The 15,341-nt window shown below is 65.3% G+C and carries 13 protein-coding genes and 1 tRNA gene; 7 read left to right on the top strand and 7 right to left on the bottom strand.

The annotated features are described in order from the left end of the window. Window positions 1-207: 207 nt before the first annotated feature. From acnB to AVAK2825_RS13515, 5 genes are all read right to left on the bottom strand, one after another. On the bottom strand, window positions 208-2,793 hold the full coding sequence (gene acnB, locus AVAK2825_RS13535) for a bifunctional aconitate hydratase 2/2-methylisocitrate dehydratase (RefSeq protein ID WP_272564078.1): 2,586 nt from the start codon (window positions 2,791-2,793) through the stop codon (window positions 208-210). Window positions 2,794-2,881: 88 nt separating this feature from the next. Further along, window positions 2,882-3,577, bottom strand: a complete 696-nt coding sequence (locus AVAK2825_RS13530) for a hypothetical protein (RefSeq protein ID WP_284399440.1) — start codon at window positions 3,575-3,577, stop codon at window positions 2,882-2,884. Window positions 3,578-3,626: 49 nt separating this feature from the next. Further along, complete coding sequence (locus tag AVAK2825_RS13525) at window positions 3,627-4,640, bottom strand: HpcH/HpaI aldolase/citrate lyase family protein (RefSeq protein ID WP_284399438.1); 1,014 nt, start codon at window positions 4,638-4,640, stop codon at window positions 3,627-3,629. After that, window positions 4,637-5,413, bottom strand: a complete 777-nt coding sequence (gene tam, locus AVAK2825_RS13520) for a trans-aconitate 2-methyltransferase (protein ID WP_284399436.1) — start codon at window positions 5,411-5,413, stop codon at window positions 4,637-4,639. The genes AVAK2825_RS13525 and tam overlap by 4 nt, the downstream gene beginning before the upstream one ends. A 22-nt stretch (window positions 5,414-5,435) precedes the next feature. Continuing rightward, window positions 5,436-6,422: a malate dehydrogenase gene (locus tag AVAK2825_RS13515; protein WP_284399433.1), complete on the bottom strand. Its 987-nt coding sequence runs from the start codon at window positions 6,420-6,422 to the stop codon at window positions 5,436-5,438. Between the two features lie 224 nt (window positions 6,423-6,646). Here AVAK2825_RS13515 and AVAK2825_RS13510 point away from each other — a divergent pair, with 224 nt between their 5' ends. The 7 genes from AVAK2825_RS13510 to AVAK2825_RS13480 all read left to right on the top strand — a co-directional run bounded on the left by AVAK2825_RS13510 (window position 6,647) and on the right by AVAK2825_RS13480 (window position 12,623). Beyond that, on the top strand, window positions 6,647-7,438 hold the full coding sequence (locus AVAK2825_RS13510; RefSeq protein ID WP_284399431.1) for a GntR family transcriptional regulator: 792 nt from the start codon (window positions 6,647-6,649) through the stop codon (window positions 7,436-7,438). A gap of 136 nt (window positions 7,439-7,574) precedes the next feature. After that, complete coding sequence (gene sdhC, locus AVAK2825_RS13505; protein WP_284399427.1) at window positions 7,575-8,009, top strand: succinate dehydrogenase, cytochrome b556 subunit; 435 nt, start codon at window positions 7,575-7,577, stop codon at window positions 8,007-8,009. Between the two features lie 44 nt (window positions 8,010-8,053). Continuing rightward, the gene (sdhD, locus tag AVAK2825_RS13500; protein WP_272564085.1) at window positions 8,054-8,419 is read left to right on the top strand and encodes a succinate dehydrogenase, hydrophobic membrane anchor protein; all 366 of its coding nucleotides are present in this window, start codon (window positions 8,054-8,056) and stop codon (window positions 8,417-8,419) included. Window positions 8,420-8,450: 31 nt separating this feature from the next. Beyond that, window positions 8,451-10,259: a succinate dehydrogenase flavoprotein subunit gene (sdhA, locus tag AVAK2825_RS13495; RefSeq protein ID WP_272564086.1), complete on the top strand. Its 1,809-nt coding sequence runs from the start codon at window positions 8,451-8,453 to the stop codon at window positions 10,257-10,259. A gap of 27 nt (window positions 10,260-10,286) precedes the next feature. Beyond that, window positions 10,287-10,988 carry a succinate dehydrogenase iron-sulfur subunit gene (locus tag AVAK2825_RS13490; RefSeq protein WP_272548188.1) on the top strand — a complete coding sequence of 234 codons (702 nt, stop codon included), beginning with the start codon at window positions 10,287-10,289 and terminating at the stop codon, window positions 10,986-10,988. 5 nt (window positions 10,989-10,993) lie between these two features. Then, the gene (locus AVAK2825_RS13485) at window positions 10,994-11,293 is read left to right on the top strand and encodes a succinate dehydrogenase assembly factor 2 (protein ID WP_284399420.1); all 300 of its coding nucleotides are present in this window, start codon (window positions 10,994-10,996) and stop codon (window positions 11,291-11,293) included. Window positions 11,294-11,312: 19 nt separating this feature from the next. Further along, a complete protein-coding gene (locus AVAK2825_RS13480; RefSeq protein WP_284399417.1) occupies window positions 11,313-12,623 on the top strand; it encodes a citrate synthase in 1,311 nt (436 codons plus the stop codon). 317 nt (window positions 12,624-12,940) lie between these two features. On the opposite strand, the gene AVAK2825_RS13475 is transcribed toward AVAK2825_RS13480, so the two are convergent. After that, window positions 12,941-13,017, bottom strand: a tRNA-Val gene (locus tag AVAK2825_RS13475). A gap of 69 nt (window positions 13,018-13,086) precedes the next feature. Continuing rightward, a complete protein-coding gene (locus tag AVAK2825_RS13470; protein WP_502870538.1) occupies window positions 13,087-15,336 on the bottom strand; it encodes a RelA/SpoT family protein in 2,250 nt (749 codons plus the stop codon). Window positions 15,337-15,341: the final 5 nt, after the last annotated feature.

Below are 15,341 nucleotides of genomic sequence, written 5' to 3'. Positions count from 1 at the left end.
GCTGCGGGGTTGGAATGCGGCGCTCCGCGGCGCCATCGATCGGTTTGCGCCCGATCGTAGCGCCGGGCGAAAGCCATTCGGAAGCCACCAGACCGTTCAGCATCAAAACGGCCTCCAGGGCAATCAAAGTCCTGGCATATCGCTATCATTTCAATAGCAAAAAAAGCCCGCCGAAGCGGGCTTTTTCTTCAGGGTGGCGGGCGCCGGTCAGGCGGCGACGCCGTCCGCGACTTCCTTGTACTCCTCGATCTGATCGAAGTTCATGTACTTGTAGATCTTGTCGCCGTTCTGGTTGAGCACGCCCACATCCGCCAGGTACTCTTCCTTGGACGGAATGCGGCCCAGCTTGGAGCAGATGGCCGACAGTTCGGCGGAACCCAGGTACACGTTCGTGTTCTTGCCCAGGCGGTTGGGGAAGTTGCGGGTGCTGGTGGACATCACCGTGGCGCCTTCCTTGACCTGTGCCTGGTTGCCCATGCACAGCGAGCAGCCCGGCATTTCCATGCGGGCACCGGCCGCGCCGAACACGCCGTAGTGGCCTTCCTCGGTCAGCTGGTGCGCGTCCATCTTGGTGGGCGGCGCCATCCACAGCTTGACCGGGATGTCCTTCTTGCCTTCCAGCAGCTTGGAAGCCGCGCGGAAGTGGCCGATGTTGGTCATGCACGAGCCGATGAACACCTCGTCGATCGTCGCGCCGGCCACGTCGGACAGCGTCTTGGCGTCGTCCGGGTCGTTGGGGCAGCAGACGATGGGCTCGGTGATCTCGGCCAGGTCGATCTCGATCACGGCGGCGTACTCGGCGTCCTCGTCGGGCTGCAGCAGCTGCGGATTGGCCAGCCACGCTTCCATGGCCTTGATGCGGCGCGTGATGGTGCGCGCATCGGCATAGCCCTGGGCGATCATGTTCTTGAGCAGCACGATGTTCGAGTTGATGTACTCGATGATCGGCTCCTTGTTCAGGCGCACCGTGCAGCCGGCGGCCGAGCGCTCGGCCGAGGCGTCGGACAGCTCGAACGCCTGCTCCACCTTCATGTCAGGCAGGCCTTCGATTTCGAGGATGCGGCCCGAGAAGATGTTCTTCTTGCCCTTCTTCTCGACGGTCAGCAGGCCGGCCTTGATGGCGTACAGCGGAATGGCGTGCACTAGGTCGCGCAGGGTCACGCCGGGCTGCATCGCGCCCTTGAAGCGCACCAGCACCGATTCCGGCATGTCGAGCGGCATCACGCCCGTGGCGGCGGCGAACGCCACCAGGCCCGAGCCGGCGGGGAAGCTGATGCCGATCGGAAAGCGCGTGTGCGAATCGCCGCCCGTGCCCACCGTGTCGGGCAGCAGCATGCGGTTGAGCCAGCTGTGGATGATGCCGTCACCGGGCTTGAGCGAGATGCCGCCGCGCGTGCTGATGAAGTCGGGCAGCTCGTGGTGCATCTTCACGTCCACGGGCTTGGGGTACGCCGCGGTGTGGCAGAAGGACTGCATCACCAGATCGGCGCTGAAGCCCAGGCAGGCCAGGTCCTTCAGTTCGTCGCGCGTCATCGGGCCGGTGGTGTCCTGCGAGCCGACCGAGGTCATGCGCGGTTCGCAGTAGGTCCCGGGCACCACGCCTTCGCCCTCGGGCAGGCCGCAGGCGCGGCCGACCATCTTTTGCGCCAGCGTGAAGCCCTTGCCGGTGGCGGCGGGGTTCTGCGGCAGGCGGAACAGCGTCGAGGGCGCCAGGCCCAGGGCCTCGCGCGCCTTGGCGGTGAGGCCACGGCCCACGATCAGCGGAATGCGGCCGCCGGCGCGCACTTCGTCGAACAGCACTTCGCTCTTGACCTCGAACTCGGCGATGACCTGGCCGTTCTTGAGCGCCTTGCCGGCGTAGGGCAGCAGTTCGATCTCGTCGCCCATGTTCATCTGGCTCACGTCCAGCTCGATGGGCAGCGCGCCCGCGTCTTCCATGGTGTTGTAGAAGATCGGGGCGATCTTGGAGCCCAGGCACACGCCGCCGAAGCGCTTGTTCGGCACGTAGGGGATGTCTTCGCCGGTGAACCACAGCACGCTGTTGGTGGCCGACTTGCGGCTGGAGCCCGTGCCCACCACGTCGCCCACGTAGGCCACGAGGTTGCCCTTGGCGCGCAGGTCTTCGATGAACTTCACCGGGCCGCGCTTGCCGTCTTCCTCGGGCGTGATGCCGTCGCGCTTGTTCTTGAGCATGGCCAGCGCATGCAGCGGGATGTCGGGACGGCTCCAGGCATCGGGGGCGGGCGACAGGTCGTCGGTGTTGGTTTCGCCCGTGACCTTGAGCACGGTGAGCTTGATGCTCTGCGGCACTTCGGGACGGCTGGTGAACCACTCGGCATCGGCCCAACTTTGCAGCACGGCCTTGGCGAATTCGTTGCCCTTGTCGGCCTTTTCCTTGACGTCATGGAACTGGTCGAACATCAGCAGCGTCTTCTTGAGGCCTTCGGCCGCGACGGACGCCACGGCCGCATCGTCCAGCAGGTCGATCAGCGGCGTGAGGTTGTAGCCGCCCAGCATGGTGCCCAGCAGCTCGGTGGCCTTCTCGCGGCCGATGAGTGCGCACTTTTCCGTGCCGTGGGCCACGGCCGCCAGGTAGCTGGCCTTGACCTTGGCGGCATCGTCCACACCGGCCGGCACGCGGTAGGTGATCAGGTCCACCAGGGTGGCTTCTTCGCCGGCGGGCGGCGCCTTCAGCAGCTCGATCAGCGAGGCGGTCTGCTTGGCCGTGAGAGGCAGGGGCGGAATGCCCAATGCGGCGCGCTCGGCCACATGGTCACGGTAGGCTTTCAACATATTTTTCTCCGGTGGGTTTTTGGTGTGGGGGGCTGGCCATGGCAGGCCCTGCGGTCCGGGCGCAGCGGGTGCGCCCGGGCAAGAAGAATCACTGGGCCGGTGCGGATGCAGCCGCCGGTGCCGCCACGGTGGCAGGTGCGTTGGCGGAGGCAGGCAGGGCTTCCAGCAGGCTGGGCTGCGGGTTCTTCTTGATGGATTCGGTCACGGCGACCTGCTGCGGGCTCATGCACTCGTCGGCCAGGCGCTGGCCGAGCTTCTGGTTCATGAGCATGGACTTGTTGGCGATCTGGATCCACACGGCGCCGGCCTTTTGGTCCTCCAGGCGCACCGCGCCCGTGCTGGTCGCGATGGGCGACATGTAGTAGTTGAAGCCCTTGCCGTCGATGCGGAAATGGCCCGGCGACTTGGCATCGGCTTCCACATGCACGGAAGCGCCCAGTTCGCAGGGAATGTGGCCGGTGTGCACGCGTTCGGCAATGGCCAGTTCCTGCGGCGTCAAGGCGGCCTCGGCCGCGATGATGCCGGTGGCCACCTGGTTGGTGGCGCTCTTGAGCTGCGTGCGGCTGCTCGTGGCCTTCTTGGTCGCGACCGGCTTGGCTGCCGCGCTCTTGGCGGCCGGTTTGGCCGCGGGCTTGGCCTCGGCGGACTTCTCCTTGGCGGCAGCCTTGGCAGGTGCGGCCTTGGTCGTGCTCTTGGCCGGTGCGGGCTTGGCGGGAGCGGCGTCTTGCGCCATCACCAGCGCAGGGGCCAGCAGCATCAGGGCAGAAGCGATGAAGGTTTTCATGGGAACTCCGACGAAAAAGGAGGTGTGGGGAACTTGATGGTGGGACGGCTCAGGCCTCTGGACCCGCAGCCGGCTGGGCAAACCAGGCCTGCGCCGCGGCGGGCAGCGCGCGGCCGGTCTGGTGCGCACGCTCCAGCACCTGCCAGAAATAGCGGTAGCTGGCGCGGTCGTGCAATACGCCATCGACGCTGACGGGGGCCCAGTCGGCGTGCGCGGCGGTGGAAAGAAGCTGGGCGGCCTGCGCGATCTCTTCCTGCGCGGGAGCGAAAGCTTCCAGGATGGGGCGGATCTGCGCCGGGTGGATGCTCCACATGCGCGTGTAGCCCAGCTGGCGCGCGGCGCGCCCGGCCGCCGTGCGCAGGGCATCGGCATCGTTGAACTCGGTCACCACGCAGTGGGACGGCACCTTGCCGTGGGCGTGGCATGCCGCGGCGATCTCGAGCTTGGCGCGCACCACCAGCGGGTGCTCGAACTGGCCCTGCGATCCCATGGCACTCGCGGGAATCGCACCGGCGTGCGCCGAGACGAAATCCATCAAGCCGAAACTGATCGACTGCACGCGCGGATGGGCGGCGATCTCGAAGGCCCGCTGCACGGCCGCGGGCGACTCCAGCAGCACGTGCAACGGCACCTGCCCTGCCGATGCGGCGAGCAGAGCCTTTTCGGCGTGCAGAACGTCATCCAACGACTCGACCTTGGGCACCATGATGTGGCACAACCGCGTGGCGGCTTCGCCGGCGATAGTGGCCATGTCTTCGGCGAAGGCCGGGTGATCCACGGCATGCACGCGCGCGGCCACCCGGGCACCGGGCGGCGCGTTTCGCGCCAGCTGCGCCACGAGGGCTGCATGCTCGCGCTCGCGGCCCACGGGGGCGCCGTCTTCGCAATCGAGGGTCACATCGAACACGCAGCGGCCCAGCTCGGCCGCCATGGCGGCTTGCAGCTCCAGGCTCTTGCGCATGCGCGCTTCCACGCCGCTGTAATGGTCGCAGACCGGCAAGCGCATGGCACTGGCCTGGGCCCCCATGAGCACCGCCGCGGGGTGGGCACCGGTCGCGCTCATGACGGGCGCTGCGCCACGATGAACATGCGCGGGAACGCCAGCAAACGGCGGCCATCGCTGCGCACGGCATAGGCCGCGGCGATGCGGCGCTCGTACTCGGCCAGGAAGCTCTCGCGCAACGCATCGCCCAGCGGGTCGATGAAGGGCTTGAGGCCCGTGGCACGCACCCATTCGACGATGGCCGCGGGCGACGCCATCACATGCTGGTAGACGGTGTGCCACACGTCGATGCGCTCGGCGCGCGGGGCCAGCAGGTCGTAGTAGCCGCCGATGTCCAGGAGCTCGGTGCGCAGCGCGTCGGCATCGCCGATGGGCTCGCACCACGGGGCCTCGGCCGCCACTTCGCGCATCAGGCGGTGCGTGGGCTCCTGGCGGTTGTCGGGCATCTGGATCGCGAGCACGCCGCCGGGGGCGAGGCTGTCGAACAGGCGCGGAAAGAGGTCGCCATGCCCCCCCACCCATTGCAGGGAGGCATTGGCGTAAATGAGGTCGGGCGCCGTGTCGGGCACCCAGCGGGCGATGTCGCCCAGCACGAAGGACACGCCGGGCAGGCGCTCGCGCGCACTGGCCAGCATGGCTTCGGAATTGTCGATGCCGGTCACCTGCGCCTGCGGGAAGCGCCGCACCAGCAGCTCGGTCGAATTGCCCGGCCCGCATCCCAGGTCCACCACGTGGACCGGCGCGGTATGGGGCACCCGCGCGAGCAGCTCCTGGGCCGGGCGCGTGCGCTCGTCCTCGTAGCGGCGGTAGAGCGCGGGATTCCAGTCGAGCATGAAAAAACGGAACCCGAAAAAATTACAGCAGGTGCTTCACGCCGTCTTGCTCGCCTTGCAGCTCGGCCAGCGTCTTGTCGATGCGTTCCTGGCTGAAAGCGTCGATTTCCAGACCTTCGACGACCTTGTACTCGCCATTTTCGCAGGTGACGGGGAAACCGAACATCACATCCTTCGGAATGCCGTACTGGCCATCCGAAGGAACGCCCATGGTGACCCACTTGCCGTTGGTGCCCAGGGCCCAGTCGCGCATGTGGTCGATGGCGGCGTTGGCTGCCGAAGCGGCCGAGGAGGAACCGCGCGCCTCGATGATGGCGGCGCCGCGCTTGCCCACGGTGGGCAGGAATGTGTTGGCGTTCCATTCCTGGTCGTTGATCGTCTTGGCGACGCTTTCGCCATCGATGGTGGCGAAGCGGTAGTCGGCATACATCGTGGGCGAGTGGTTGCCCCACACGGCCAGCTTTTCGATGGCGGCCACGGGCTTGCCGGTCTTGGCGGCGATCTGGCTGGCAGCACGGTTGTGGTCCAGGCGCAGCATGGCGGTGAAGTTCTTGCGCGGCAGGTCCGGCGCGCTCTTCATGGCGATGTAGGCGTTGGTGTTGGCGGGGTTGCCCACGACCAGCACCTTCACGTTGCGGCTGGCCACGGCGTTCAGCGCCTTGCCCTGGGCCGTGAAGATGGCGCCGTTGACGGCCAGCAGTTCGGCACGTTCCATGCCTGGGCCGCGGGGACGCGAGCCCACCAGCAGGGCGTAGTCCGCGTCCTTGAATGCCGTCATGGGGTCGCTGTGGGCTTCCATGCCGACCAGCAGCGGGAAGGCGCAGTCGTCGAGTTCCATCATCACGCCCTTGAGCGCCTTTTGCGGGCCTTCGACGGGCACTTCGAGCAATTGCAGGATGACGGGCTGGTCCTTGCCCAGCATTTCGCCGGAGGCAATGCGGAACAGCAGGGCGTAACCGATTTGACCGGCGGCGCCGGTAACAGCAACGCGGACGGGCTTCTTGCTCATGAAAAACTCCAGAAAGTGGAAAAACGGGTGTCGGTGCAGTCGATGCACCAGCGCCAGTCAAACCAAGCAGCCCGTGCCCTGCAGAACAGCTCCCGAGTGTACCGCTGAAATCCGGAGCCGGTCAATTTGTCTTATGTCTTATATAAGATATGATCCGGCCTCGCCGACGCGCGAAAACAGCCCCACCTTTGCCTTGCGCGCCAGCCGCCCCTCGATCCGCCGCCATGTCCACCCTTCCGGTTGCCGCCTCCGACAGCCCTGCGCTCCCCGCAGGAAGCGCGGGCGCACCCACGCCGGCCTTCAGCCCGCTGTACCAGCAGATCAAGGGACTCATCCTGCATAGCCTGCAGCATGGCGAATGGAAGCCGGGCGAATCGATCCCGAGCGAGATGGAACTGGCCGCCCGCTTCCGGGTGAGCCAGGGCACGGTGCGCAAGGCCATCGACGAACTGGCGGCGGAGAACCTCGTCGTTCGCCGCCAGGGCAAGGGCACGTTCGTCGCCACGCATGCCGAGCGGCATGTGCAATACCGGTTCCTCAAGCTCATGCCCGACTCTGGCGACGCCGGGGTCGAGGGGCCGGCCCAGCGCCACATCATCGAATGCCGCCGCATCCGTGCCAGCGCCGAGATCGGGCGCGCCCTGGCGCTGCGCAGCGGCGACGCCGTGGTGCATGCCCGGCGCATCCTGTCGTTCGGCGACGTTCCCACCATCCTGGAAGACATCTGGCTGCCCGGGCAGGCCTTCAAAGGACTGACCGCCGAGCAGATGTCCAGCTACCAGGGCCCCACCTACGCCATGTTCGAAATCGATTTCGGCGTGAGAATGGTGCGCGCCGACGAGAAGCTGCGAGCCGTGCAGCCCGACGGAGAGCAGGCGCGGCTGCTGCAGGTGGCACCCGGTACGCCGCTGCTCAGCGTGGAGCGCATCGCCTACACCTACAACGAAGTTCCGATGGAGTTACGCAAGGGCCTGTATCGCACCGATACGCACCACTACCACAACGAACTGAGCTGAAGCTGCCCGACCATGCCGATACCGCGCGGTGAAATTACGCCGTACCGAAACACTGCGGTTGTTGCATTGCAATAGAATTTTGGGTTGTTTCGTTCGCGCGAAATTACAAAGCAGTTACATCCACGAAAGCACCGCCATGACCGAGATCGCCAAAAAGCGGCCTGAATTCCGCAACATCAATGCCCTCACGGACCTGCCCACCTACCGCCTTCCTGCCGCAGGATGGGTGTCGATCCTGCACCGCGTCAGCGGTGTGATCATGCTGGTGCTGCTCCCCTTCATCCTGTGGATGTTCGACACCTCGGTGTCCTCCGAAATCTCCTTCGGCAAATTCAAGGCCGCTTTCACGGTGGGCCTGGGCTTCGTGCCGGGCTGGTTCCTCAAGCTCGTCGTGCTGGCCCTCATCTGGTCGTACCTGCACCACTTCACCGCCGGCCTGCGCCACCTGTGGATGGACGTAAGCCATGACGCGGTGAACAAGGACTTCGGCAGCAAATCCGCCACCGCCACCCTCGTCATCAGCATCGCCCTCACCGTCGTGCTCGGCGCCAAGCTGTTCGGCCTGTACTGAGCCGCGCCGGCCATCCCACGAACCCCACAAAAAAAGGATCTTCTATGTCCGTGAACTACGGCTCCAAGCGCATCGTCGTCGGTGCCCACTACGGAGTGCGCGACTGGCTGAGCCAGCGCGTGACCGCCGCCCTGATGGCGCTCTTCACCGTGGTGCTGCTCGCCCAGGTGCTGCTGACCAAGGGTCCCATCGGCTACGACCGCTGGGCATCGATCTTCTCGGCGCAATGGATGAAGGTACTGACCTTCTCCGTCATCGTGGCCCTCGCCTGGCACGTCTGGGTGGGCACGCGCGATGTGCTGATGGACTACGTGAAGCCCGTGGGCTTGCGCCTCGCCCTGCAAGCCATCGCGATCTTCTGGCTCGTCGGCTGCGCCGGCTGGGGTATCCAGATCCTCTGGCGTCTCTGATCCAATCCCCCGCGACTGAAGGCAAATAACAATGAGCTACACCAAAGCGAACATCACCACGCGCAAGTTCGATGTCGTCATCGTCGGCGCCGGCGGCTCCGGCATGCGCGCCGCCCTCGAACTCTCCCGCGCCGGCCTGAACGTGGCCTCGCTGTCCAAAGTGTTCCCCACCCGCTCGCACACCGTGGCGGCGCAGGGCGGCGTGAGCGCGTCGCTCGGCAACATGAGCGAGGACAACTGGCACTACCACTTCTACGACACCATCAAGGGCTCCGACTGGCTGGGCGATCAGGACGCCATCGAGTTCATGTGCCGCGAAGCCCCCAAGGTCGTGTACGAGCTCGAACACTTCGGCATGCCGTTCGACCGCAACCCCGACGGCACCATCTACCAGCGCCCCTTCGGTGGCCACACGGCCAATTACGGTGAAAAGCCGGTGCAGCGCGCCTGCGCCGCGGCCGACCGCACCGGCCACGCCATGCTGCACACGCTGTACCAGCAGAACGTCAAGGCCAAGACCAACTTCTTCGTGGAGTGGATGGCGCTCGACCTGATCCGCGACGCCTCTGGCGACGTGGTCGGCGTGACCGCCCTGGAACTCGAAACCGGCGAGCTGTATGCCCTGCAGGCCAAGGCCGTGCTGCTGGCCACCGGCGGCGCGGGCCGCATCTTCGCGGCATCGACCAACGCGTTCATCAACACCGGCGACGGCCTGGGCATGGCGGCACGCGCCGGCATCCCGCTGCAGGACATGGAGTTCTGGCAGTTCCACCCCACCGGCGTGGCCGGTGCCGGCGTGCTGCTGACCGAAGGCTGCCGCGGCGAAGGCGCCATCTTGCTCAATAGCAACGGCGAACGCTTCATGGAGCGCTACGCGCCCACGCTGAAGGACCTGGCGCCGCGCGACTTCGTCTCGCGTTCCATGGACCAGGAAATCAAGGAAGGCCGTGGCTGCGGTCCCAACAAGGACTACGTGCTGCTCAAGCTCGACCACCTCGGTGCCGAGACGATCCACAAGCGCCTGCCTTCGGTGTATGAGATCGGCGTCAACTTCGCCAACGTCGACATCACGAAGGAACCGATCCCCGTGGTGCCCACCATCCACTACCAGATGGGCGGCATTCCGACCAACATCAACGGCCAGGTCGTGATCCAGAACGGCGACGTGCACAACCAGGTCGTCAACGGCCTGTACGCCGTGGGCGAATGCTCGTGCGTGTCGGTGCACGGTGCCAACCGCCTGGGCACGAACTCGCTGCTCGACCTGCTGGTCTTCGGCAAGTCCGCAGGCCGCCACATCGTGGACATGATCAAGGGCAGCGGCGAGCACAAGCCCCTGCCGGCCGACGCCGCCGACCGCACCCTGGCGCGCCTGAACCAGCTGCAGGATTCGAACGAAGGCACCTACGCCCAGGACGTCGCCAACGACATCCGCGCGTCGATGCAGCAGCACGCCGGCGTGTTCCGCACGCAAGAAGGCATGGATGAAGGCGTGGTCAAGATCAACGCCATCCGCGAGCGCGTGGGTTCCGTCACGCTCAAGGACAAGTCCAAGGTCTGGAACACCGCGCGCATGGAAGCGCTGGAAGTGGACAACCTCATCGAAGTGGCCCAGGCCACGATGACCTCTGCCGCCGCCCGCAAGGAATGCCGCGGCGCCCACACCGTGTATGACTACGAGCATCCGGCCGACCACGCGGAATTCCCGCTGGGCCGCAACGACAAAGAGTGGATGAAGCACACCTTGTGGCACAGCGCAGGCAACAACCTGACCTACAAGCCCGTGAACCTGAAGCCTTTGACGGTCGACAGCGTGCCTCCCAAGGTCCGTACGTTCTGACCCTATAAGCCCACGAGAAAGAACACCATGAAGCGCACCTTTCAAATCTACCGCTACGATCCGGACAAGGACGCCAAGCCCTACATGCAGACCGTGGAGATCGAACTCGACGGCCACGAGCGCATGCTGCTGGACGCCCTGGTGAAGCTCAAGGCGCAGGACCCGTCCATCTCGTTCCGCCGTTCGTGCCGCGAAGGCGTCTGCGGCTCCGACGCGATGAACATCAACGGCAAGAACGGCCTGGCGTGCCTCACCAACATGAACACGCTCAAGGGCACCATCGTGCTCAAGCCCCTGCCCGGCCTGCCCGTGATCCGCGACCTGATCGTGGACATGACGCAGTTCTTCAAGCAGTACAACTCGATCAAGCCGTACCTCATCACCGAAGGCATCACGCCCGAGAAGGAACGCCTGCAGAGCCCGGAAGAGCGCGATGAGCTCAACGGCCTGTACGAGTGCATTTTGTGCGCGAGCTGCTCGACGAGCTGCCCCAGCTTCTGGTGGAACCCCGACAAGTTCGTGGGCCCCGCCGGCCTGCTGCAGGCGTACCGTTTCATTGCGGACAGCCGCGACGAGGCCACGGGCGCTCGCCTGGACAACCTCGAAGACCCCTATCGCCTGTTCCGCTGCCACACCATCATGAACTGCGTGGACGTGTGCCCCAAGGGTCTCAACCCCACCAAGGCCATCGGCAAGATCAAGGAACTGATGGTGCGTCGCGCCATCTGACCGCCATGGCCGACGACGAATTGCTCGACGAACGCGAGGCCGCCAAGCTGAAGTGGCGCAGCCGCCGCGGCCTGGTGGAGAACGATCTGTTCATTGAGCAGTTCTTCGCCACCTACGGCTCGCGCCTGACCCAGCGCCAGGCACAAGGTCTCACGACCTTGATGGACCTTTCCGACAACGACCTGCTGGACCTGCTGCTGCGGCGCAAGGAACCCATGGGCGAGATCGATACCAGGGACGTCAAGGAAGTGCTTGAACAGCTGCGCCGCAGAGCGTCAGCACCCCCTCCACCGCTTGCGGGCTAACAACAGAAGGAAACTGGAAATGAAACTGGCAGACAACAAGGCAACGCTATCGTTCAGCAACGGCAGCCCCAGCGTGGAACTTCCCGTGTACCAAGGCAGTATCGGCCCCGACGTGGTCGACATCCGCAAGCTGTACGCGCAGACGGGCATGTTCACCTATGACCCCGGTTTCCTTTCCACCGCGGCATGCCAGTCCTCGATCACGTACATCGACGGCGACAAGGGCGAGCTGCTGTACCGCGGCTACCCCATCGAGCAACTGGCCACGCAGTGCGACTTCCTCGAAACCTGCTACCTGCTGCTCAAGGGCGAACTGCCCAACCCCGCGCAGAAGACCGAGTTCAGCGACAGCGTGACCAAGCACACGATGGTCAACGAGCAGATGCAGTTCTTCCTGCGTGGCTTCCGCCGCGACGCCCACCCGATGGCCGTGCTGACGGGCCTGGTGGGTGCGCTTTCGGCCTTCTACCATGACAGCACGGACATCAACAATCCGCAGCACCGCGAGATCTCGGCCATCCGCCTGATCGCCAAGATGCCGACGCTGGTGTCGATGGCATACAAGTACGGTGTGGGCCAGCCCTACATGTACCCACAGAACGACCTGAGCTATGCCGGCAACTTCCTGCGCATGATGTTCGGCACGCCGTGCGAAGAGTACAAGGTCAATCCGGTGCTCGAACGCGCGCTGGACCGCATCTTCATCCTGCACGCAGACCATGAGCAGAACGCCTCCACTTCCACGGTGCGCCTGTGCGGCTCCTCGGGCACCAACCCGTTCGCCGCCATCGCCGCTGGCGTGGCCTGCCTCTGGGGCCCCGCCCACGGTGGCGCCAACGAAGCCGCATTGAACATGCTGCACGACATCCAGGCGCAGGGCGGCGTGGAGAAGATCGGCGAGTTCATCAAGCAGGTCAAGGACAAGAACTCCGGTGTGAAGCTGATGGGCTTCGGTCACCGCGTGTACAAGAACTACGACCCGCGCGCCAAGCTCATGCAGGAAACCTGCAACGAAGTGCTGGCCGAACTGGGCCTCGAAAAGGACCCGCTGTTCGCCCTGGCCAAGGAACTGGAAAAGATCGCCCTGGAAGACGACTATTTCGTGCAGCGCAAGCTCTACCCGAACGTGGACTTCTACTCCGGCATCGTGCAACGCGCGATCGGCATTCCGGTGAACCTGTTCACCGGAATCTTCGCACTGGCCCGCACCGTGGGCTGGATCGCCCAGCTGAACGAGATGATCGGCGACCCCGAGTACAAGATCGGCCGCCCCCGCCAGCTGTTCGTGGGCGCAGAGCGCCGCGACGTGCAGCCGCTGGACAAGCGCTGAGCCGAATCCGCGCTTCTGGAGGGGGCCTGCGATGCAGCACCCTTTCTCCAGAATGCAACGGGCGACATCGAATGCCAGTCAGCCATGCTGACTGGCATTTTTCATGGCGGTCCATGCCACCGTCTCTGGCCGCTCTGCAAAGGTGCATAGCAGCGATATCAGGCTGCGGCAGCCGACCTTTGACGCCTAAGGGACCTCGGACCCATTCAATGAAAAGCCGCTCTTGCAGCCATTGGGTGGCCGGAAGCCCGGACCCTTTCGGAAATAAAAAAAGCCTTCCAAATCGATGATTTGGAAGGCTTTTACCAATGGTTAGTTGGTAGGCGCGATTGGACTCGAACCAACGACCCCCACCATGTCAAGGTGGTGCTCTAACCAGCTGAGCTACGCGCCTGTGTGTATTCGAGAAGCGAGATTGTAGCAGTAAAAAATACGCGTTCTAGGCAACTTCGCGCGCTTTCTTTCAACGGCGCCGTGCAGAGCGCACGCCTTGCACTGTAGCCACGATGCCGAGCACTTTGTTGAGCCGTCCGGAGTCGGCCACCTCCACCGTGAACGTCATCCAGGCCGTGCCTTTCACAGACTGCGTCTGAACGCCGATCACGTTGGTCTTCTCCCTGGCGAAGACCTCGGAAATGTCGCGCAGTAGGCCTTGCCGGTCTGCAGCCTCGACCGACACATCCACCGGATAGACCGACGGGCCGGCACCGGCGGACGCCTTGGATTGCCCCCACTCCACTTCGATGACGCGTTCGGCACTGCGCGCCGCCATCTCGCGAAAATTGCTGCAGTCGGCGCGGTGCACGCTCACCCCTTTGCCACGCGTGACGAAGCCCCGGATGCTGTCGGGCGGCGCAGGCTTGCAGCACTTGGCCAGCTGGGTCATCAGCGAATCGATGCCAACCACCAGCACCCCGCCCTTGGGCGCGGTCTCGGAGGTGCGCGTCTTCTTGAGAAGCAGGTAATCGTCCGGCTGCAGCACGGGCTCGGGCGGGCGCAGCAGCGTCTCGATGGTGCGCAGCGAGAACTCGTCCTTGCCCACCACTTCGAACAAGGCGTCCGCCGTCTTGAAGCCCAGCTGCACGGCAAGATCGTCGAGCTTGATGGCGGTCTTGCCCTCGCGCTGCAGCAGCTTTTCCACCGCCTCGCGGCCCCGCGCCGTGGTTTCATGCGTGGCCTGGGCGTTGAACCACGCGCGCACCTTGGCGCGGGCGCGGTGGCTGGTGAGGTAGCCCAGTTCGGCATTGAGCCAATCGCGAGACGGGCGGCCTTCCTTGACGGTGGTGATCTCCACGGTCTGCCCGTTCTGCAGCGGCGTGTTGAGCGGCACCATGGCACCGTCGACGCGTGCGCCTCGGCAACGGTGGCCGACACTGGTGTGCACCGCATAGGCGAAATCGACCGGGGTGGCGCCCTGCGGCAGCTCCACCACGGCCGCGTCCGGCGTGAGTACGTAGATGCGATCCTCGAACAGCCCCCCGTGCTGCACGGTGCCCGCCATGTCCCGCTCCCAGGCCAGCAACTGGCGCAGCACCGCGATCTTGGCGTCGTATTCGCCGGAGGCCGAAACACCCGCATAGCCTTTGGTGCCCGCCTCCTTGTAGGCCCAGTGCGCGGCCACGCCATGCTCGGCGTGGTCGTTCATGGCCTGGGTGCGGATCTGGATTTCGATGGCCTTGCCCGTCTCGTCGCGCACGACGGTGTGCAGCGACTGGTAGCCGTTGGGCTTGGGCTTGGCGATGTAGTCGTCGAACTCGGCGTCGATGGGCTTGAAATGCTCGTGCACCCAGGACAGTGCGGCGTAGCAATCCTTCACCGACGGCACCACCACCCGCAGCGCCCGGATGTCGAACACATGCTCGAAGTCGAGCGACTTGCCGCGCATCTTCTTGACGATGCTGTAGATGTGCTTGGGCCGGCCCTGCACACTGGCGCTGATGCTGCGGGCTCGCAGTTCGGACTCCAGCCGGCCGCGAAGCTGCTCCATGTACACCTCGCGCTCGGCCCGCTTTTCGTCCAGCAGGCGGGCCACCTGCTTGTAGGTCTCCGGCTCCAGGAACCGGAAGGACAAGTCTTCCAGCTCCCATTTCATCTGCCAGATGCCGAGCCGGTTGGCCAGCGGCGCGAACACCTGCAGGGCCTCGCGCGCGATGCCGGGCGACACGGCGCGTTTGGTGGCGGCATAGAAGCGCAGGGTTTGCAGGCGCGAGGCCAGCCGCAGCATCACGACGCGCAGGTCCCGGGAGAACGCGAGCAGCATCTTGCGCACGTTCTCGGTCTGCGTGGCGGGGTCGTCCACCGGGTGTCCGGCGATCTGGGCTTCGCGTGCCTGCTGCTGCACGCGCATGAGCTTGGTGGTCTCCACGGCCAGCGCGGCGAAGTTCTGCCCGAAGGCCTTGGCAATGACCTCCTCGGGCTTGTTCAGGTGCGAGCAGGCATGCACCAGATAGCTGGCCGCCTGCATGGCTTCCGACCCACCGATGTTCTTGAGGATGGAGGCGACGGCTTCGGCGTGCGCGAAGGTGTTCTCACCGGTCTCCAGCGTCTCGCTGGACAGCAGCGGCTCCGCAAAGGCCCGGGCACGCGCCAACGCGCCCGCCTGCTCGGGCAGCGACAGCGCCGTGGCAGCGATGAGCTGCGGCACGGCATCGGACCGGGGCGACGCGCTCCCCGCGCCTCCCTGACCCAGCGTGGCGGGAGGTGCGGTGGCCAGGCTCT

The sequence above is a fragment of the Acidovorax sp. SUPP2825 genome (assembly GCF_030158995.1).
Lineage (GTDB): Bacteria > Pseudomonadota > Gammaproteobacteria > Burkholderiales > Burkholderiaceae_C > Paracidovorax.
Note: the sequence above shows the minus strand (reverse complement) of the source record. Positions and strands in the feature narration are given on the sequence as shown.